The 20,041-nt window shown below is 39.1% G+C and carries 18 protein-coding genes; all 18 read left to right on the top strand.

The genetic code is table 11. The features are described from left to right. The first annotated feature begins 355 nt into the window (after positions 1-355). The 18 genes from Q0064_RS14015 (at position 356) to Q0064_RS13930 (ending at position 19,933) form a co-directional block, all read left to right on the top strand. Positions 356-2,764, top strand: a complete 2,409-nt coding sequence (locus tag Q0064_RS14015; RefSeq protein ID WP_298148833.1) for a glycoside hydrolase family 31 protein — start codon at positions 356-358, stop codon at positions 2,762-2,764. 82 nt (positions 2,765-2,846) lie between these two features. Further along, a complete protein-coding gene (locus Q0064_RS14010; RefSeq protein WP_298148832.1) occupies positions 2,847-3,665 on the top strand; it encodes a M48 family metallopeptidase in 819 nt (272 codons plus the stop codon). A 346-nt stretch (positions 3,666-4,011) separates the two neighbouring features. Next, complete coding sequence (locus tag Q0064_RS14005) at positions 4,012-4,968, top strand: hypothetical protein (RefSeq protein ID WP_298148831.1); 957 nt, start codon at positions 4,012-4,014, stop codon at positions 4,966-4,968. A gap of 338 nt (positions 4,969-5,306) precedes the next feature. Continuing rightward, positions 5,307-5,939 (top strand): hypothetical protein, encoded by a 633-nt coding sequence (locus Q0064_RS14000; RefSeq protein ID WP_298148830.1) that lies wholly within the window; start codon positions 5,307-5,309, stop codon positions 5,937-5,939. A 159-nt stretch (positions 5,940-6,098) separates the two neighbouring features. Continuing rightward, positions 6,099-6,905 (top strand): DUF3667 domain-containing protein, encoded by an 807-nt coding sequence (locus Q0064_RS13995; protein ID WP_298148829.1) that lies wholly within the window; start codon positions 6,099-6,101, stop codon positions 6,903-6,905. A 120-nt stretch (positions 6,906-7,025) separates the two neighbouring features. Continuing rightward, the gene (locus Q0064_RS13990; RefSeq protein ID WP_298148828.1) at positions 7,026-7,262 is read left to right on the top strand and encodes a hypothetical protein; all 237 of its coding nucleotides are present in this window, start codon (positions 7,026-7,028) and stop codon (positions 7,260-7,262) included. After that, positions 7,244-7,498 (top strand): type II toxin-antitoxin system RelE/ParE family toxin, encoded by a 255-nt coding sequence (locus Q0064_RS13985; protein ID WP_298148827.1) that lies wholly within the window; start codon positions 7,244-7,246, stop codon positions 7,496-7,498. The genes Q0064_RS13990 and Q0064_RS13985 overlap by 19 nt, the downstream gene beginning before the upstream one ends. Before the next feature lie 612 nt (positions 7,499-8,110). Then, on the top strand, positions 8,111-8,350 hold the full coding sequence (locus Q0064_RS13980) for a hypothetical protein (RefSeq protein ID WP_298148826.1): 240 nt from the start codon (positions 8,111-8,113) through the stop codon (positions 8,348-8,350). Beyond that, positions 8,334-8,621: a type II toxin-antitoxin system RelE/ParE family toxin gene (locus tag Q0064_RS13975; protein ID WP_298148825.1), complete on the top strand. Its 288-nt coding sequence runs from the start codon at positions 8,334-8,336 to the stop codon at positions 8,619-8,621. The genes Q0064_RS13980 and Q0064_RS13975 overlap by 17 nt, the downstream gene beginning before the upstream one ends. A 349-nt stretch (positions 8,622-8,970) precedes the next feature. After that, positions 8,971-9,717, top strand: a complete 747-nt coding sequence (gene fabG, locus Q0064_RS13970; protein ID WP_298148824.1) for a 3-oxoacyl-[acyl-carrier-protein] reductase — start codon at positions 8,971-8,973, stop codon at positions 9,715-9,717. 17 nt (positions 9,718-9,734) lie between these two features. After that, on the top strand, positions 9,735-11,759 hold the full coding sequence (locus Q0064_RS13965) for a hypothetical protein (protein WP_298148823.1): 2,025 nt from the start codon (positions 9,735-9,737) through the stop codon (positions 11,757-11,759). After that, the gene (locus Q0064_RS13960) at positions 11,756-12,181 is read left to right on the top strand and encodes a thioredoxin family protein (protein ID WP_298148822.1); all 426 of its coding nucleotides are present in this window, start codon (positions 11,756-11,758) and stop codon (positions 12,179-12,181) included. Before Q0064_RS13965 ends, Q0064_RS13960 begins: the two co-directional genes overlap by 4 nt. 300 nt (positions 12,182-12,481) lie before the next feature. Next, positions 12,482-13,615 (top strand): alpha/beta hydrolase-fold protein, encoded by a 1,134-nt coding sequence (locus tag Q0064_RS13955; RefSeq protein WP_298148821.1) that lies wholly within the window; start codon positions 12,482-12,484, stop codon positions 13,613-13,615. 3 nt (positions 13,616-13,618) lie between these two features. Further along, the gene (locus Q0064_RS13950) at positions 13,619-15,040 is read left to right on the top strand and encodes a leucyl aminopeptidase family protein (RefSeq protein ID WP_298148820.1); all 1,422 of its coding nucleotides are present in this window, start codon (positions 13,619-13,621) and stop codon (positions 15,038-15,040) included. Between the two features lie 3 nt (positions 15,041-15,043). Continuing rightward, positions 15,044-16,261, top strand: a complete 1,218-nt coding sequence (locus tag Q0064_RS13945; RefSeq protein WP_298148819.1) for an ATP-grasp domain-containing protein — start codon at positions 15,044-15,046, stop codon at positions 16,259-16,261. A 734-nt stretch (positions 16,262-16,995) separates the two neighbouring features. Beyond that, the gene (locus tag Q0064_RS13940) at positions 16,996-17,844 is read left to right on the top strand and encodes a hypothetical protein (protein WP_298148818.1); all 849 of its coding nucleotides are present in this window, start codon (positions 16,996-16,998) and stop codon (positions 17,842-17,844) included. Between the two features lie 259 nt (positions 17,845-18,103). Then, entirely contained in the window at positions 18,104-18,619 is a 516-nt protein-coding gene (locus Q0064_RS13935; RefSeq protein WP_298148817.1) for a hypothetical protein, read from the top strand. Between the two features lie 414 nt (positions 18,620-19,033). Further along, the gene (locus Q0064_RS13930) at positions 19,034-19,933 is read left to right on the top strand and encodes a tetratricopeptide repeat protein (protein WP_298148816.1); all 900 of its coding nucleotides are present in this window, start codon (positions 19,034-19,036) and stop codon (positions 19,931-19,933) included. Positions 19,934-20,041 lie beyond the last annotated feature (108 nt).

The raw sequence follows: 20,041 nt of genomic DNA, 5'->3' as shown, positions 1-20,041 counted from the left end.
ATGTTTGTTGCTGTTATTAATTTAAAACGAAAATCTATTTTTAGTTATAAATTAAAACATTTTAGTGTTATTTTATTTAAATCATTAAATCTTTTAATACAAATTACCTTGGTTTTATTTCAAATTAGAAGATGAAAAGCCCAGCGATTTCTCAAAACCAACTAAAATTGGAAATCGGGCCGCTACTTTTTGCTTGTTTTTGAGAGAAAATCATCCTTTTATCATGGGTGCGGAAGCCTAGTAAGACGGTAGTCTGAAAAAACATTTCAATACGAAAACGTTGTAGTTTCTTTCTGGTTTTTTAGGCAGACTTTAAAATCTTACTTTTGGAAATTTGCCAAACCAATTGTAACCTATGATTACCAATACCGAACTTGAATACAAAGGCGATCAGTACCCTTCGGCGGTGCTGGAAGTAAAACAAGAAGCCGATTCTATTTTCTTTTCAACCGGAAATAACGTCATTCTCAAAGTAACTGTTCTACGCGACAGTTTGTTACGCTTTCGCTACACAACTAAAGGGTATTTTAGCAACGATTTTTCGTACGCCATTGATAAAACACAGTCGCACGGTTATAACTTTTTAGAACTAACCGAAGGAGCCGACGTGTATCAAATCAAAACCAATAAAGTGGTTTGTATGATTCGAAAAGCCGACTTGCGTGTGGCGATTTTCGACTTAAACGGAAACATTATTCTAGAAGATGAGTCGGGTTTTCACTGGGAAGAGAATTATCACTTCGGTGGAAACATCGTTAAAATGAGCAAGATTTCTCACGAAGGCGAAAGCTATTACGGTATGGGTGATAAGGCTTCGCATTCGAATCTAAAAGGCAAGCGCGTCGAAAACTGGGCGATGGATCAATACGCGTTTCATAAAGATCAAGAGCCGCTCTATAAAGTTGTTCCGTTTTACATCGGTTTACACAACAAAAAAGCCTACGGAATTTTCTTTGATAACACTTTCCGTACTTGCTTCGATTTTGCACACGAACGCAGAAATGTAACAAGCTTTTGGGCTGAAGGTGGCGAAATGAACTACTACTTTATTTACGGTCCGGATATGGCCGACGTAGTTACAACCTACACGCACCTCACTGGAAAACCGGAAATGCCGCCTATGTGGACACTCGGTTACCACCAATGTAAATGGAGTTATTATCCGGAAAGTAAAGTCAAAGAAATCACCTCAAAATTCCGTGAACTGCGTATTCCTTGCGACGGTATTTATTTGGATATCGATTACATGGAAGGTTTCCGTTGTTTTACTTGGAACAAAGAGTATTTTCCAGACCCAAAGCGCATGGTTGCCGAATTGGCCGAAGACGGATTTAAAACCGTTGTAATTATTGATCCAGGAATTAAAATCGACCCAAATTACTGGGTGTATAAAGAGGCGCTAGATAAAGATTATTTCTGTAAACGTGCCGATGGTCCGTACATGAAAGGAAAAGTGTGGCCTGGCGAATGTAATTTCCCGGACTATACAAACCCGGAAGTACGCGAATGGTGGGCAGGTCTGTTTAAAGAATTGATCGCCGAAATTGGTGTAAAAGGAGTTTGGAACGATATGAACGAACCTGCTGTAATGGAAGTTCCCGGCAAAACATTCCCTATGGATGTGCGCCACGATTACGACGGAAATCCGTGCAGCCACCGAAAAGCACACAACATTTACGGAACTCAAATGGCGCGTGCAACCTATGAAGGTGTGAAGCGATTTGCCTATCCTAAACGTCCGTTTATTATTACACGTTCGGCATATTCGGGTGCACAGCGTTATACATCGTCGTGGACCGGGGATAACGTAGCCAGTTGGGAACACTTGTGGATTGCCAACATTCAAATGCAACGAATGTCGATTTCAGGAATGGGCTTCACCGGTTCGGATATTGGCGGTTTCGCGGAACAACCAAGCGGCGAATTATATGCACGGTGGATTCAATTGGGTGTGTTCCATCCGTTTTGTCGCACGCACTCTTCCGGCGATCACGGCGAACAAGAGCCATGGTCGTTCGACTCTGAAGTAGTTGATATCACGCGTAAATTCGTTGAACTCCGTTACAAACTGCTTCCGTATTTGTATACCATGTTTTGGGATTATGTAAACGACGGTGTTCCGATGCTTAAACCTTTGGTGTATTTCGATCAAGAAGACATTCAAACCCACTATCGAACCGATGAATTTTTGTTTGGAAATCAGATTTTAGTGTGTCCGATTTTAGAGCCAAACGCGCAAGGCCGACGCATGTACTTGCCGCGCGGAAACTGGTACAATTACTGGACCAACGAATGGATTTGCGGTGGAAAAGAACTTTGGGTAAGCACGGCTTATAACGAAATTCCGATTTTTATTAAAGAAGGAGCTATCATACCAAATTATCCGATTCAGCAATACGTTGGTGAGAAGAAATTTGAGGAAATTAGTTTAGAGGTGTATTACAAAGAAGGTAAAGAAAAATCGACTTTGTACGAGGATGCACAAGATGGTTACGATTACAACAAGGGACGCTACAGCCATTCAACTTTCAGCTTTCGCGGAAAGGAAAAAGAAGTTACGATTCTTCAGCACAAAGAAGGAAAATTCGTTACCGATTACAACAAATACCGCGTTCGTTTTTATGGCTTGCCTTTTGAAATCGGTAAAGTTCAAATCGACAACGAAGAAGTAAATTTAAAAGACGTTTTAGTTGGCAAAAACGAACTGTTAGTCGATAAAGATTTTACGGAATTACACATTGCAGCAAAAGGCTTGAAAAAATAAGTTTGAGAATTCAAAAATATCTTGCGTAATTACGTAAAGTTTCGTTTGCGATATCTTGTATTTTTGTAGAAATTTTAGCGAAATGAAAAACAAATTTTTAGCCTTGGGAATCCTATGTTTAGCCTTAGCAATTGCTTGTGCAACAAACCCAGTTACGGGTAAAAAGACACTTGCTTTAGTACACAACTCAGCGATTTTACCTTCGGCTTTTCAGCAATACAACGATTTTTTGAAAACCAACAAAGTGGTATCTGGCACAGCCGATGCCAAACGCGTTGAGTTAGTAGGAAATAAAATTCGCGCTGCTGCCGAGAAATTACTGGCCGCTCGTGGGCAAAGTGCTGCTTTGAAGGATTATCGCTGGGAATACAAATTGATTGAAAGCAAGGAAGTTAACGCTTGGTGCATGCCCGGCGGAAAAATTGCGTTTTATACCGGAATTCTTCCAATAACTAAGGATGAAGCCGGAATGGCTGTAGTTATGGGTCACGAAGTAGCGCATGCCTTATTAAATCACGGGCAACAACGCATGAGTGGCGGCGTTCTTGCCGAGCTTGGTGCAGGTTTGGTGGGAGCAGCAGTGGGCAAACAGTCGGAGCAAACGCAAGCGCTAGCCATGCAAGCCTACGGAGCGGGCGCGCAATTCGGAGCTTTATTGCCGTTTTCAAGGAGTCACGAAACCGAAGCTGATGAAATTGGCCTCATTTTAATGACAATTGCAGGTTACAATCCCGATGTTGCTATTCCGTTTTGGCAACGTATGGCAGCACAATCGGGCGGACAAGAGCCTGCCGAGTTTATGAGCACACACCCTTCGAACAGCACGCGAATTGCAAATATTCAGAAACAAATTCCAATAGCACGACGCGAAGCAGCTAAGCTCGGAGTTACTCCAAAATAAAGACTATATAAAAACATTTTGATTAACGCGAAAGCTGTTCTTTTGGGCGGCAATTCGCGTTTTTCATTACAAGTACGCAGTAAAAGTCGCACATCCCTAAGGTATTTTTTTGCTTCCGTTGGTCGCACAAAACTACCTACGGCTGTTGCTACTTTTACTTTGCGCGCTTTCCATTTCAACCGCGGCCGCGAAAATCGTTACTAACGTTTAGTGGAAAAACGTATATTCGTAGCGTTAATAAAGCAAGATAAGTGTACCGTTAGTACTGATTATAATCTGAACCATTGTCATTTCCCGTGTGTGGTTTGCTATCCTTAAACGTAATGTTGTTTTAAAAAAAAAGAAAATGAAAAACTTAGTAATGATTTGGTTACTGTTGCTAACAACATATTCATACTGTCAAACGAAAGAAAAAATAACACTGGAGTGGAAATTGGCAAAGAATGATACTTTGAAGTACAAAACCACCATGAAGGAAAGTAAAGAGCAGCTAGAACAAAATGATGCCGACACTACTTCCTTGTTTTCAGGAAATGAATTTCAAAAACTGCGTGAATCCGTTGCTGATTTTAATGCAGGTGTTCGGTATGAAACGCATCTTTATCCGAATAAAAAAAATGAAAAGTTAATTGACATTGAAATGCTGATGTTCAATGATTTAAATAGTAGTCCCTTTGCGCGATTGAAAGAGGAAATCAAAACAACAGAAGCTGACAAAAAATCAAAAAAGAAGAAAAACAAAAACAAAGATAAAATTGATGAAACAGAAAATGACAGCATCAAATTTGAGAATCTTTACAAAGATATTGTCAGTTTAAAAGGGAATATTGCTTTACGCGGCAGAATTTCTCAATCCGGAGAAGTAGTTAGTACCTATTATAAAAATTCTCAGAGAAATCTAATTGCATTGTTATTCGAACTGCCGAACAGAAAAGTTGAAGTTGGAGAGAAATGGCAATTGAATCTCAATTTTATCGAAATGGATCAGAATTTTCTCTGTGATAATTTTAGTCGCGAGAATGCAGTGTTTATCGAACAAATTATAGAGAAAGAAAACGATAAAATTGCCGTAGTCAAATACAATATCCAAGAATATATAGATGGAGATTTCGAAAGTCCGTTAGTTGGCATTTTCGGCATGGAAGCGAACGAAAAAACATTCATGAAATTCTCATACATCGCAACAGCTAATTTTTCAATTACAAAAGGAAAATGGATTACTTACGACGGTGAAATGATTATTGAAAGTAATTTTTCGCCCTTTTCTAGAAAATCAAAAACCGAATTTAAACTCGTTGAATAATAAAACTGTTAGCGTTCATTTCCTTTAACGGAAATAACTCATTTTAAGAGTTTAGAGGAAAGTTATCGTGGAGAAGTTCACTTCGAGCTTCTGAATCTTCCTACTCATTTGCCAATTCCAGTAGACTATAGAACTCAGGAGGAAATTGACCAAACAATAAGAAAAAGTAAGGAATCAGCAATAAGTAGAGGTATCTAATAGAGTCTATGTCAGCAAAAACAATCATTCCAGCAGATTTCAATGCCGCTTTACTTGAAAAAGTAAGTTAAACTAAAAGCTTGATTTTCCCATTTGGTTATTCCTTTGCTTTTTTAACTTTGAAAAATATCAGTTTTTCCATGAAGAAAATATTAATTTTCATAACGTTATTGCTATGCGTAAATTTTGCACAGGCACAAAATACCTTTAAGGATACCGTTTTTTTGGAAGAAGTGGTAACTAAATTCCGAAAGAAAAAGAAACTGTTGAAATATGAAATTTCCGGTCATGCAGCCTACAGTGGACTTCATCACGGAACAAGCAAAATAGTTTGTCTGCTAGACAAATTACCGACGGGAACTATAAAAAATGTAACCTTCTATTTAAACACGGGTTTGCCCAATATGTTCAAAAGAAAACTGAAGATCAATTACAAAGATGTTTTATTAGGTATTTTGGTTTGCGAAGTCGACGCTAACGGAAAACCCGGAAAGATACTATCCGAAAATGAAGTGAAATTTTGGGTCAAAGCAGATCATCGAGGTAGTTTAACTGTAGATATGTCAAGTTTAAATCTAGAAAGCACAAAAATGTTTTTTGGTTTTACAGTTCTTTCGGAATTATCAAAAAATGAAAATAATCTCTATATGAGATTTTGTGAAAACGAAAGCGCTGCAACATACAGTTTTGGGAATGTATTCAATCGCAATGAGAAAAACTGGTATTTAGACGGAAAGATGAGTTTTAAGTTAAAAATGAAAATTGAGCAATAGGGAAGGTAACCTTTCCGCCGTAATAGCAGCTTTTTCTGAGACCTTCTTTGCCAATTCTTTCATAGATAATCGTAAAATTAACTCCAGTACTACTATTACTTTTACATTTCTATTTTACTAATTTTATCCAAAATTTAGCCAGCCAAATAACCACTTACCATGAACGCAACTTTGTGTCCGAACTGTAACGATGAAATTATCAAGAACTTTTGTTCAAACTGTGGGCAAAAAAAGTTCAAGCGGATTGATAAAAAATACATTTGGGATGAGATTCAATACACGACTATTCACACCAACAAAGGACTTTTGTACACTTTGAAAAACTTGGTGGTAAATCCGGGTAAAACGGCGCGTCAGTTTATCGACGGTTGTCGCGTAAACCATTACAAGCCCATTTTATTGGTGTTTTTATTGAGTGGTATATCGACCTTCATCTCGATAAAATTCTTAAACTTTAGCGAGATTCTTAAAAAGCAGTATGAAAGCCAACAAATGAGTGCCGAATTCGCGAACGAAATAGTACATTTCATTGCGTCTTACAACTCTCTCATCATGTTAGCGCTAGTGCCAATTTTTGCCAGCTTTACCAAAATCGGATTTTTTAAATGGGGACATAATTATTACGAGCATATTGTTATAAACGCCTACTTTTTAAGTTTTTACATTGTTCTGATAATGATTTTTGTTTACCCAATTATGTATTTTGTTAAAGATAATCCGGTATTATACGGTCAAATGTCACAGTATTTTATGCTACTCGTACCCATTTTACTTTTCTGGTTCTTTTGTGGTTTTTATCCGGAACGCAGCAAAAAAAGTGTGTTTTGGAGCGTGTTACTTACACTCATTGTTACCGTGATCGGTTTCGGTATCGTCATGACTCTGGCAGTAATCGTGGGAGTGGTTATGGCTATGGCAGCCGGTCCGGAAGCTCTTGAAATGTTTAAACCAAAAACGGTAAAGTAGGGTTCGAGTTGACACAGTTCGAACGTATTTGCCAACTTTTTTACGTTAGGATTTATGTTGTAAAAATGTATTGACAATCAACATTTAAAAAATTATCTTTGTTTAAGTAATAGTGTTATTATGGACTTGTCAGCTGAATTAAAGGAAAACCTGATCTCTAGAATCAAAAATTCTAATGACATAACCCTTTTAAATAAATTGAAAACTGTTTTTGATTCTTCTGAACAAGCATTATATCAATTGAATGCTGAACAAGAAAATGCAATAAATAGTGGCAGAGAACAAATCAAAAGGGAAGAATTCTCAGCTAATGCAAAAGTAATTACCGATTTGCGGGAATGGCTATCAAAGAAATAGTTTGGTCGAAATTAGCTGAGGCTGAATTTGCAGGTGTTTTAGAATTCTACTTCAAAAGAAATGCTAATGCAAAGTACAGTCTTAAAATTCTTGACGAGGTCGAAGATTTGATAAGTAAGCTAATTGAGCATGAAAATCTTGGCAGATTAACTAACAATAGATGCACGAGAGTTATTCCTATTAAACATTTTGAAATTTTCTACGAAATAAATCACGAGAGAATTGAAACAACGTAAGTTCGACATAAAAACCTTTGTTAGATCGCTTGAAATGAAACTTTAGATTGGCTACTACCAATTTCGATGCACGATTATTTATAGCTAATCATTTAAACAGTCGCTTACGTCGTTGTATTTTTTTGAGATACCTCGGTATCCCAAAGAAAATACGCCTGTTATACCAATTAGATCTATAAAACAGCCCGATAAAAAAATGTTTTTAAGCCATAACGGCTTTAAAAAAATCTTCCGTAGCGCTGCTATGCAACATTTTTTTGCATTGTTCTGTCTCAAAAACAAGCTTTTTTCTCCAGACTATTTTATAAATCCAATTGGTATTAATCAACTATTTAAATGATTTCTAACTTCGATTTTTATATCGAACTCACGTTGAAATAGTATCTTTTTGGGATTCAAGGCGAAATCCAAATAAAAGGAAAGTCATTTAATTTTGGTACGATCGAGATTGATTTTCAATTCTTTTTCAGCTCTTTGTTACTGTTTACAGTCCGATGAATTAACAAATGCACAAAATCAAGAGTAGGCGTATTGCAGTACTTTAGTTTTTAAACCAATTTTAAAAAACAATTGAATTAATTTGTACTTTTAGATTTCTTAATTAAAAAAGCCATGAAACTTGAACAAAGCTTGCAGAGTAAAAAGTTAGAATTAATACAATGGCTTTCATCCGTTGAAGATGTTTCCATAATCGAAAAAATAGTGGAATTGAGAAAAATAGAAACCAACGACTGGTGGCACAGTATTTCAGAAACCGAAAAGAAAGCCATTGAAAGTGGAATCCAAGATGCTAATTCGGGTAAATTGAATCCGCATTCAAGCGCTAGAAAGATGTATGAAAAGTGGTTATAAAATCCTGTGGACTGATTTTGCTTTAAAGGAATTAGAACAGACATTCAGATACTTAGAGGAAAATTGGTCGGAAACGGAGTTAAGAAATTTAGCAACAAATATTGAAGAAAAATTAGTTTTAATAGCTCAAAATCCGTACTTATTCCAAGAATCAGAATTTAAGAAAGGCATTCGTCGTGTCATCATTTTAAAATACAACACACTTTACTACAGATTTTCAAACGAACAAGTTGAAATTATCGCATTTTTTTTCAAACAGACAGAATCCTGAAAAGATAAAGCTAAAGTAAGACGATACGTCTAATTGTATTTCCCCTGCACTAGGGATTGAAACGGAAAGCCGCGACGCCAAAAAGCGCTTGAAGCCCGTGGTGCAGTGGCGACCAACGGAAGCCGCGGCAACACTTGGCTGAAATGCTTTTGGGTGTTGTGCCTTGCAGTGGAAAGCCCGACCTGCCGCAACGAACTTCCACTAAATGCACGCGGCAGGAAGTGCCCAAATTATTAGAAAACCTGAGGTCGGTCGAAAATCCTTTTTCCAACAAATTAAGAAAGCCGAAACTTCGATTACGTGCCAATATTGTTATATTTGGCGTTCGTTATTAGAAGCTATTGTTACTATGAAATTACTTGAAGGAAAAACTGTGATTATTACCGGCGCAAGTCGCGGAATTGGAAAAGGAATTGCCGAAGTTTTTGCGAAACACGGCGCAAATATTGCATTTACGTACAGCTCGTCGGCCGCAGCAGCAGAGGAATTGGCCGCGAAATTAGCCACCGAAGGCGTTACCGTAAAAGCGTACCAATCGGATGCCTCGAAATTCGATGCCGCACAAGCTTTCGTCGATCAAGTTTTGCAAGATTTTCCTTCTATCGATGTGCTTATTAACAATGCCGGAATCACCAAAGACAACCTTTTGATGCGTATGTCGGAAACCGATTTCGATCAAGTAATTGAAGTCAATTTGAAGTCGGTTTTTAACATGACCAAAGCGGTTCAAAAAACGATGTTAAAACAACGTTCGGGCTCAATCATTAACATGAGTTCGGTTGTTGGTGTGAAAGGAAACGCCGGACAAACCAATTACGCGGCCTCGAAAGCGGGAGTTATCGGTTTCACGAAATCGGTTGCCTTGGAACTGGGTTCGCGAAACATCCGTTGCAACGCCATTGCTCCAGGTTTTATCGAAACGGAAATGACTGCCAAATTGAACGAAGACGTGGTTAAAGGTTGGGCAGAATCGATTCCACTAAAACGCGGCGGAAGCACCGAAGATGTTGCAAACGCCTGTTTGTTCCTCGCTTCAGATATGAGCGCCTACGTAACGGGCCAGGTTCTTAACGTCGACGGCGGTATGCTAACCTAATTATTCCCAATTTTATTATGGACGTATTGACGGTTGTCAGTATTCTTCTCGGCGCTGGCGCGGCTTTTGGCTTGGCTTGGTATCAGTATTTTTACCAATCAACCGATCGTTCACGCTATTACAAATTGCTATTTTGGTTGCGATTTCTAGGAATCTTTTTCATCATTCTCGCAATAATCAATCCGCGCTTTAATCGTACTACTCTGGAAGTTAAGAAACCAATACTTGCAGTTGTGGCCGATAATTCGTTGTCTGTAAAATATTTAAAGGCAGATAATCAAATACAACAAGCCGTTTCGTCGCTACAAAATAACGCTGCTTTAAACGATAAGTTTGAATTGCGACTCTTCTCGATCGACGAAGCTTTGAAAGATACTACAGCGCTCGATTTTTCGGGTAAAAGTTCTAATCTGCACGAAGCTGCGTCTGGTTTGCAAAATTTGTTTCGCGGAAAGAATCGCGCTACTGTTTTGATAAGCGACGGTAACCAAACAGGAGGTTCTGATTTTGTGTACAGTTTTGGAAAATCGTTGCCTGTTTATAGCGTTGTTGCCGGCGATACGCTTAAACAAACCGATGCTAAAATCGCGAAAATTAACGTCAATAAGTTTGCATTTAAAGGCAATCAGTTTCCGTTTGAGTGCTTTGTGCAATACACCGGAAAGAAATCGGCAAACGGCGTTCTACAAATTAAAGAAGGCGGAACTGTTGTTTTTTCGCAAAACGTTGATTTTAACGCGGGAACCGATGTAAAAGCCGTTTCAGGTTTGTTGCAAGCCGATAAAATTGGTTCGAAGGTGTACACGGCAGTTTTCCAAACGGCTATTCCAGAGAAAAATAAATACAATAACAGTCAGGTTTTTGCAGTCGAAATCGTCGATCAACGCGCCGAAATTGCGATTGTTTCCACGGTTAATCATCCGGATTTAGGAGCTTTAAAGCGCGCTATCGAAACCAATGCGCAACGTAAAGTTACTATTCTAAAACCATACGAGGCTTTAGAAGGCAAAACCTACAACGCTTATATTTTATACCAGCCGAACCAGAATTTTAAGAAATTGTGGACGAAGCTCGAAAACGACAATCAAGGTATTTTTTTCATTACGGGCATGTCGACCGATTTCCCGTTATTAAATACGTGGCAATCGGTTTACAACTTTAAGATGTCGGCACAAACCGAGGATTACCGACCTTCACAAAAAACCGATTTCACGCTTTTTGCACAAGAACCCATTAACGTAGATGCCTGGCCGCCGTTGCAGAATCCGTACGGAACAATTAGTCCGAGCCAGAATCGGTCTGTTTTGTTTAGTTCGCGAATCAACAATATAGAAACGGGCGTTGATCTATTCGCTTTCGCGGAAGCAAAAAGTCGCCGATTGGCCTTTCTTTTCGGCGAAGACAGCTGGAAATGGCGCTTGGCAGATTACGCTCAAAATCGCAACTTCGAAGCTTTCGATTTGTTGATCGACAAAACTATTCAATACCTGACGGCTAATCAGAAGAAGAGTCGTTTACTGCTCGATTACGAGAAATTTTACAATTCGGGCACTGCTGTGGAAATTACCGCACAGGCGTTCAATAAAAACTTTGAGTTCGATCGTGAGGCGGAACTTATTTTATCGCTTACGCAGATTGCAACGAACAAAACACGTAAAGTTGAAATGCCGAGAGGTGAGAGCGTGTATAAATCGACTTTCGACAATCTCGCGCCTGGGAAATATCGTTTTACTGTGACGTACACCGGCGGTGGTGCGGCTTCGGGATATTTTGAAGTTTTGGATTACGATGTGGAACGTCAGTTTGTAAATGCCGATTTCACAAAAATGTCGGAACTCGCTACACAGACGTCGGGCGGTGTTTTTCTTGCCAATCAGACTCCTGCGTTGATCGAGAAATTACTTAACGACAAGCAGTTTAAAGCCGTTCAGAAAGAAACATCGAAATCGACGTCATGGATCGATTTATTTTGGTGTTTGTTGTTGTCGGGCTTGTTATTGGGCGCCGAGTGGTTCCTCAGAAAATACCGTGGCTTGTCATGATACGTTTGGTTTTTATCGCAGCACTTTTCCTTTCCACGCAAGTGAGTTTTGCCCAAACCTGGGAACGAAACTTAGAAAAAGCCTTTGCCGATTCCAAAAGTCAGCGAAAAGAAATTCTCTTTGTATTTACCGTACGTGATCACTGCGAAACCTGCGATTTGTTGGAGCAACGCGTGTTTCAATCGGAGTATTTCAAGCAGGAAGTTGCTTCGCGCTACATCTTGTTTAAATACGATTTCGAAACCGATAAACACAGCATCAGCGAGCAAGAGTTGGCAGCACGACTGCGGATGGTGGAGAAATACAACAAAGACGGCTTTTTTCCATACTTGGTTTTGGTGGCGCCCGACGGTCGGATTCTCAAATCACGTGGAAGCTACGACGGCGAATCGGCGGCTTCTTTTCTTAAGTTTTTAAAATAAATTACGCGGTTTTCAAAAGTGGAGCTATCGCAATCGCGGTAGGAAAACGTTATCGTAACCATTTGTTTAAAAAAACTCGGTATTTGAGGCGCTTTTTGCTTGTCAACGTTAAAAAAATCTGTAATATTTGTAAGAGTAACATTTCAGATTTCGTAGCAGCTGAAACGCTTTTGATGCGACTTTAAAACGAGTCATTTCGATTTTTCGGTGCTGTAGAAACGAAGATTCAATTTGGAATGAAATCAAAAGACAGTTAGCAATCGCGCACATTTGCCGATTAAACGAGAATCGTACACATACATGGAATCGATAGTATCAAAAGTGAATCAGTCAGACAACCAAGCCATTGTGGAACCGCGTTTGAACATCATTTTGACGACAGATGAAGACGACTTTAGGCCGGTTTATATCGCAGGAAATTTCAACAATTGGGACACACAAGATCCGAATTACGAAATGGAACATCTGGAAAACGGGTTATACCATTTTACGTTTCCAAACGATTTTACGTTCCCCGAACCTTTACAGTACAAGTTTACTAAAGGCGATTGGAGTGAAGTAGAAATAGACCGTTTTGGAAACCGAACTGAAAACCGTGTTTGTCCCGATTTAAAAGGCGTTCGCCGCGAACACGTTGCCAAATGGCGTAAAAACTGGTTGCCTTTTAAACCAAATTTCCTACCGCAGGTACAACTCATTTCCGATGAGTTCGAAATGCCGCAACTCAACAAAAAACGAAAAGTTTGGGCGCTTTTACCACATGATTACGACCAAACCGACGAGCGTTATCCGGTTCTTTATCTGCAAGATGCACAAAATCTATTCAACGAAAGTAGCGGATTCGGCAATTGGGAAATCGACAAGAAATTGGCGGTTATGTCGGAATACAAAATCGGAAAAATTATTGTCATTGCCGTAGAGCACGCCGAAGCCGATCGCATTAAAGAATACAACGTAGGAAATACCGTTTTGGGCGTCGGACAAGGTAAAAAATACATTCGTTTTATAACCGATACGCTAAAACCTTTTGTTGACAAGCGCTACCGCACACTCACCGAACGCGAACACACGGGTATTGGCGGCAGTTCTATGGGCGGATTAGTGAGTTTATTCAGTGGTTTGCTCTATCCCGAAGTGTACGGAAAACTCATGATTTTTTCACCTTCGCTGTGGGTTGTTCCCAAGCTAAAAATCGATGAAGAAGATCTCGCATTGCAAGGCAGTACCAAGATTTATCTGTATGCTGGTGGCGACGAGTCGGAAACTATGGTAAAACACGTTACGCAGTTCAAGCGCAATTTACTACAATCCAAACAATTGTCCGAAAAAGTTCAAATACAACTCAGTATCAATCACCACGGAAAACACAACGAAACGTACTGGAGCGACGAGTTTCCGAAAGCAATCGAATGGCTCTTTTTCCAAAAAAAATAAATTATGAAACTCTCTTTTCAACACGATATTCCGTCTTTTTCTGGAAACTTTATCATTCCGGTCTTTGAAACGGGTCCGAACCATTTAGTGCCCATCGAATTCTACGGCGTTAGTGTACCGTCGAAAGTTTTTTACGGAAAAGCCAACGAAATTTACGCCATCGAAAAATACGATAACCTTCACTTATTTGTCGGTTTAGGGAAAACGCCTGATTACAAGTCGGTTGTAACCATGTTCCGTCGTGCGGCACATAAATATCCGGAGTTTTTCAACAAACCCGTTTTGATTGATTTACCAAACGGACTCGAACCGCAGCTCGTTTCGGCAATCGTTTCCGGACTCAAACTCGGAACCTACAAAATAGGGCATTTCAAAAACGAAAAGCCACATCCGATTACGAATTCCGATTTTGCACTCACCATAAATAATTACAAATCGGAAGAAGCCTTTCTACAAAAAGCGTTAATCTTGGCAGATGCGCAGTTGCAATGCATGCAATGGGTTGATTTGCCGCCAAACGTTGTTACGCCCGAGTATATGGCAAAAGCGGGTGCCGATTTGGCAAACGAAACCCAGTTACAAGCCACGGTTCTCGACAAAAACGCCTTGCAGGAATTAGGTATGGGCGCCTTGCTGGCTGTCGGACAAGGAAGTAAAAACGATGCGCGATTGCTCGTGCTCGAACTCAATCCGGAAGCCGAAGGCAAACATTATGCGTTGGTGGGTAAAGGCGTGACGTTTGATACGGGCGGACTCAATATTAAAACCGCTGGCATGCAATTCATGAAGTCGGATATGGCGGGCGCGGCGGCGGTTGTGGCTACCATGCAGTATTTGGCAAAGTCGGATTGTAAAAAACGCGTTACGGCGGTGGTTCCGTTGTGCGAAAATGCAGTAGATGCCACGTCATTAAAACCGTCGGCCGTCATTGAAGCCTTCAATAAAAAGACAATCGAAATTATCGATACCGACGCAGAAGGCCGACTCATACTCGCCGATGCGCTTGCGTATTTGATTGCCAAGCACAAACCCGATGTTATTGTAGATATAGCGACCTTAACTGGCAGCAGTGTGGCTACTTTTGGTTACGAATGCGGCGCGTTGTTTACCAATAACGTTGATTTGGAATTTGCGTTGCGAAGCGCCGGAAACCAAGTGGGTGAAAAACTTTGGCCGTTGCCCTTGTGGAGCGCTTACGACCCAGACATCAGCAGCGATATTGCCGATGTGCGCAACTACAGCGGAAAACCGATTGGCGGCGCGATAACGGCTGCAAAATTCCTCGAATACTTTACCGATAAGCACGAAGCCTGGGCGCATTTAGATGTAGCCGGTGTGGCTTTTGGCGACAGCGAATTTGCAAAATCTAAACACGCTACGGCCTTCGGAGTTAATTTATTAAGTACATTTATTGAAAATCACTAACAGATGGAAAACACAGCCAAAACCTTCGTTTGTATCTCAAATTACTTTAAAGGATCCGATTTTTTAATCAACCTGAAAAAGCTTAACAACAAAGTTTTTCTCATCACTTCTGAGAAGTTAAACGACAAGCCGTGGCCGTTCGAATACATTGATGAGGTTTTTTATATGCCCGGTCAGGATGTCGATTGGAATTTAGAGCATTTATTGTTGGGAATCAGTAATTTGATGAAACACGAAAAAATTGATGCTGTGGTAGCGCTCGACGATTTTGATGTTGAAAAAGCTACGTACATCCGCGAGAATTTACGCATCGACGGTATGGGACAAACAACCGGCAGATATTTCCGCGATAAGCTCGCCATGCGCATGCGCGCCAAGAGTTGCGGCATTTCAAACCCCAAGTTTTCGGCACTTTTTAACGATAACGAAATCAATAATTTCGCCGATTCGGTTTCGCCGCCGTGGGTGTTAAAACCGCGTTCGGAGGCTTCGGCATCCGGAATTATCAAGGTGCACAACAAGGAAGAATTGTGGAATAACATCAACGAATTGGGCAACAACCGTTTCAAATATTTGGTGGAGCAATTTCGTCCGGGAGCGGTATATCACTGCGATAGTTTGATCGTAAACGGCAAGATATTGTTCAGTATTACGTCAAAATATTTGGCAACGCCTATGGAAATCTCGCAAGGCGGTGGCATTTTCCGTTCGGCGGTGATCGAGTACGGTTCGGAAGACGATGTGGCGATCAAAGCCTGCAACGAGCAAGTAATAAAAGGATTTGGATTGAAGCACGGTGCGGCGCATTCGGAGTACATTAAATGCAACGACGACGGCAAGGTGTATTTTCTCGAAACCTCGAGTAGAGTAGGAGGAGCGCACTTGGCCGAAATGGTCGCTGCAGCGTCGGATATCAATTTGTGGGCCGAGTGGGCAGCTATTGAAGACGCGCTGGCTAAAGGTCACACGTACAAATTACCAAAGGTGAAAAAGGAGTTTGCGGGCATTGTGCTTACGCTTTCCAAGTACGAGCATCCCGATTTGAGTGCTTTTAGCGATCCGGAGGTTTGTTTCCGTGTACCATTGGAGTACCATGCCGGCCTGATTGTTAAATCTAAAGACCGCGACCGCGTGATGCAACTGCTCGACGACTACGCCACCCGCCTCACAACCGACTTTGCTACGGTAGCCAAACAACAAGAAGTCAAGAATTTACATTAAAAGAATAGGATTAGTTTTTAGAAGCTAATCCCGTTTTTCGCTACAAGTACGCAGCCCAAGAAGGTATTTAGCACGTGCAGCTCGCGGCTTCCGTTGGTCGCCACAGCTTTCGGCAAAATAGTCTTCTTGGGCTTTGCGCGCTTTTCGCTGCAACCGGGGCTAGGAAATGCGTTATTGAAAATGAGTGGAAAAATTATTGCAATCAATGAGTTTTAAGGAGGTTTATTTTTTAGTTCAGCTTCAAAACTGTAAAATTTTGAAAGGAAGAAACAAGATTTTAAGCTTTATAAAGAAGGGTTTGGTAATAGCTAATTTATTCTGTTTTTGGGATACAACCTGGAATAAAATGGATGGTTTTTGGTGATAAACGCATGTATTTTTTCAAGTTACACGCTAAACTAGCCATAAATACCTTCTTGTTTGCATTTTAAATGCTTAATGTCTACAACGTGGTAAAAAATAGTGGTTGCATTTTTTCTATCAAGAAAAATTTCTGTAAAGTCACAAAAATTTATGTGTATTTTTGAGTTGTGCAACAGGAATAGCCGTTTTGCAAAAGCGGAGGTTTCGCGCTTGTGTGATAGAGAAGTGCTAAATTTGAGCTTTGTACTTCTAATGAAGTTTGCGGTTAGTTAACAGCGATGTGCTGCGAATTCAAATCTGCCTAGCTAAATTAATCACTACGCCACTCACCAAAAAGTTTGTACTAACCTAACCATAACAGACACCAAAACATGCACAAAACAGTAGCCATTATCTTCACACTTATATCCGTAAGTGTATTGGGACAAAAAAATCCAACCGAGCAAGCACAACCAATTGTAGCTGAGGGAAAATTACTATATAAGTCGGAAATGGCTTCTTGGTATGGAACAGATTTGTTTTTAGAAAACTACAAAAACAGAGAAAACATTGGCGGTTATTTTTCATACAGTGAAAACGACGTGGCAAAGTGTGTTTTCTTTTCAAGAGTAGAAAATCCAAAAGTTATCGGGACAATTTCGTTTGACAGCACTTACGATTTAAAGGATGCAAAAATTGACCTGACAGAAAGGGATTTTACGCGAACTGAAACTGACCTGTATCAAATCAGGAAAGCGGCACTAAACGAGTTAAACACAAATACAGATGGACTTTTCAAGTTCTATAACAATACAAGTCCAAACATAATTCCGCTAATTAGCGAAAAAGAAAAGAAAGTTTATGTTTTGACTGGACCCAAAATAAGCGGTGTTGTTATTTTTGGTAACGACTACTTGCTGACATTCGACAAAAACAACAAACTTTTAATGAAAAAACAACTTCACAAAAACATTATACCCATTGAATACGGAAATACTGAAGAGGGAACGGAACTTGAAGGAGCTTTGCATAGTCATTTGCCAGAAACAGGTGATTTTATTACGGCGACAGATATATGCACATTAATGCTTTATGCGAAGTTCGCAAAATGGAAAACATATAGTGTTGTGTCTCAAAAGTATACGAATATTTGGGATTGTGAAACAAACGAATTAACCGTAGTTCCAATAACAACCATTGACAAAATAACCAAAGACCAAGAAAAGAAAGATAAGAAATGAGATGAGTAGTTGCTACACCTAATGCGGGTAGCTACCGTACAACTACTAATTTCTTTAAAATATCACAAGAACAATAGGAATTGAATCTTCTGTAGACTTTTGGATCATCGACTTCTATTTTCAACTCAAAATGCTAAAATTCGGATCGGGCAAAATGGCGTTTTTTTAACAAGTCTTGTAAAATTGCGTTGTGAAGATTTGTATATTTGGGATCAGTAGCGACTTAATCTAAATACTCGTTTCTTGTAATCATCTCGACATGTTCCGTTTAATTCTTAATTTATCGCTGCTTTCAGCACTAGTTTGTTTCGGACAAAGGGAGTCATTGTCTGACACGCTCGCAAAAATTAAAGTCACCCCAACTTTCTATGTTATTCCTGGAAAAACTTATGTAGATAGCGTAGAGATGAATATGTCAAAAACATATCTTGACCCTCACAACCTAAAAGAAGTAAAATACTTTAAAGGTGAAGATGCTAAGATACACAGTGGTTCAACAAAAGGAGCTATTTTGATAACGCGTAAAAAACAAAACCAATTAATTAGTTTGGCAAATTTGAAACCCGACTTAAAAACTGCCAGCGAAAAAGCTTTACCAACAGATTTTGTAATTAATGGAGTACTCGTAGATACTGCGGCGGTTAAAATAGAGGTTACAGCGATAAAATCAATCAAAGTTCTTAAGCCGGCAAAAAATTCAGAGTTAATGCATCGCAGCGCAAGAAACGTAGTTCTCATAGAAACTAAAGATAAAAAGCGTAAAAAATTGAAATAGTCCAACCTATTGTAATAGCAGGTAGTTGTTTAAAACAAAAATTAAGGTGTTCCTTCGTAAGTAACGGCGAATACGCAGTGCTGCCGAATACTGAATATTGGGGTTACAGTTGTCAAATAATTAATATAGCGTAACTAACGCATAGGCACAACGGTCTGGCAATATTAAGACTTTAATTTTCAGTTAAAGCATCGTGTTAAAACTTGGATTAGAACCTTTGTTAGCCACAATTAAATGTGTTAACGTTAGCTTTTATAAAAGCATTATTTTTAGAGAAAAAATTACGGCAGTCACTTTGGCGGTGCTCAACTATCTTTATTTAACCGCGTTGTCCTATTTACTAAACTATATCCAATGAACCGAAGGCATTTGTTAATACTATTTCTTGTTCTATTACAGCATTCATTCGCCTGTTTGAACGGGGAAACTAAAAAACTTAAAAATGGAGCTTTTATTTATGAAGATCACGATGGAGTAATACCTTACGGTCACGATTTTTACATTGACAATTTCCCAAAATTAATTAGAGAACTAGATAGTCTTTATACAGCTACAAGAGATATTGATTATTTGTCTGATAAAGGTTATGTACTTACAATTCAAGGGAAGTATCAGCAAGCTCTACAGATTTATTTTAAAATTGAACAGTTGGAACCAAACAGATATTCAACGGCTTCTAATGTTGGAACGATTTACGAGCTTCTTGGAGATTATCAAAAAGCTTTGTTTTGGATTAGTAAGGCGATTCGATTAAATCCAAAATCCCATATGGGTTCCGAGTGGCTTCATTTAAAAATACTAGAAGCGAAAATCGGCGGAACTAAATACGTTAACTCTAACTTTTTATTAAACACCAATTTTGGAAACTTAGAAGAGCCTACTAGTACTCTATCAAAAGCACAAAGAAAAGCGCTTATAAATTCCTTATATTTTCAATTGAACGAACGATTATCTTTCATTAAAACAGAAGATCCGATAATTGGTATTTTACTTTTCGAATTGGGAAATTTAGTATTTCTAGAAAAGAATTACCATGATGCAAAACAGATTTATTATAAAGCGAGAGATTATGGTTATGATACTTTGCCTCTAAGAGAACGAATTGATTTGGCGAGCAATATGTTATTGCTAGAACTTCGTAAAGAAAACCACCAACTTTTTTTACATAATATATATCATCAAAATGTATTTGTGATAACATTAACACTTGCTTCAATTGTAATTTGTACTCTATCGATTACATTATGGAGGTTAAGGAAAAAGTACAGAACTTTAAGTAAAAGATTAGTTGATGAGAAATCTGATGTCGTTTAGCAGGAATTTAGTTTAATTTAGGGTGGATTTATTAAAATGTGATATTATATGAATGAAGTTTTTTGTAACGTTTTAACTGATGCTACTTCAAATTTTCAAAACAATTTA

The organism is Flavobacterium sp., from assembly GCF_027490375.1.
In the GTDB taxonomy this organism is placed as follows: Bacteria; Bacteroidota; Bacteroidia; order Flavobacteriales; family Flavobacteriaceae; genus Flavobacterium.
The sequence above is the reverse complement of the archived record's forward strand: the minus strand, read 5'-3'. Positions and strand labels throughout refer to the sequence as shown.

Bases quoted from the DNA above. Each gene is read 5' to 3' on its own strand.
- Q0064_RS13935 (WP_298148817.1), top strand. From the start codon at position 18,104: ATGTTCCGTTTAATTCTTAATTTATCGCTGCTTTCAGCACTAGTTTGT.
- Q0064_RS14005 (WP_298148831.1), top strand. From the start codon at position 4,012: ATGAAAAACTTAGTAATGATTTGGTTACTGTTGCTAACAACATATTCA.
- Q0064_RS13940 (WP_298148818.1), top strand. From the start codon at position 16,996: ATGCACAAAACAGTAGCCATTATCTTCACACTTATATCCGTAAGTGTA.
- Q0064_RS13965 (WP_298148823.1), top strand. From the start codon at position 9,735: ATGGACGTATTGACGGTTGTCAGTATTCTTCTCGGCGCTGGCGCGGCT.
- Q0064_RS13945 (WP_298148819.1), top strand. From the start codon at position 15,044: ATGGAAAACACAGCCAAAACCTTCGTTTGTATCTCAAATTACTTTAAA.
- Q0064_RS14010 (WP_298148832.1), top strand. From the start codon at position 2,847: ATGAAAAACAAATTTTTAGCCTTGGGAATCCTATGTTTAGCCTTAGCA.
- Q0064_RS13950 (WP_298148820.1), top strand. From the start codon at position 13,619: ATGAAACTCTCTTTTCAACACGATATTCCGTCTTTTTCTGGAAACTTT.
- Q0064_RS14015 (WP_298148833.1), top strand. From the start codon at position 356: ATGATTACCAATACCGAACTTGAATACAAAGGCGATCAGTACCCTTCG.
- Q0064_RS14000 (WP_298148830.1), top strand. From the start codon at position 5,307: ATGAAGAAAATATTAATTTTCATAACGTTATTGCTATGCGTAAATTTT.
- fabG (WP_298148824.1), top strand. From the start codon at position 8,971: ATGAAATTACTTGAAGGAAAAACTGTGATTATTACCGGCGCAAGTCGC.
- Q0064_RS13980 (WP_298148826.1), top strand. From the start codon at position 8,111: ATGAAACTTGAACAAAGCTTGCAGAGTAAAAAGTTAGAATTAATACAA.
- Q0064_RS13960 (WP_298148822.1), top strand. From the start codon at position 11,756: ATGATACGTTTGGTTTTTATCGCAGCACTTTTCCTTTCCACGCAAGTG.
- Q0064_RS13985 (WP_298148827.1), top strand. From the start codon at position 7,244: ATGGCTATCAAAGAAATAGTTTGGTCGAAATTAGCTGAGGCTGAATTT.
- Q0064_RS13990 (WP_298148828.1), top strand. From the start codon at position 7,026: ATGGACTTGTCAGCTGAATTAAAGGAAAACCTGATCTCTAGAATCAAA.
- Q0064_RS13955 (WP_298148821.1), top strand. From the start codon at position 12,482: ATGGAATCGATAGTATCAAAAGTGAATCAGTCAGACAACCAAGCCATT.
- Q0064_RS13995 (WP_298148829.1), top strand. From the start codon at position 6,099: ATGAACGCAACTTTGTGTCCGAACTGTAACGATGAAATTATCAAGAAC.
- Q0064_RS13975 (WP_298148825.1), top strand. From the start codon at position 8,334: ATGAAAAGTGGTTATAAAATCCTGTGGACTGATTTTGCTTTAAAGGAA.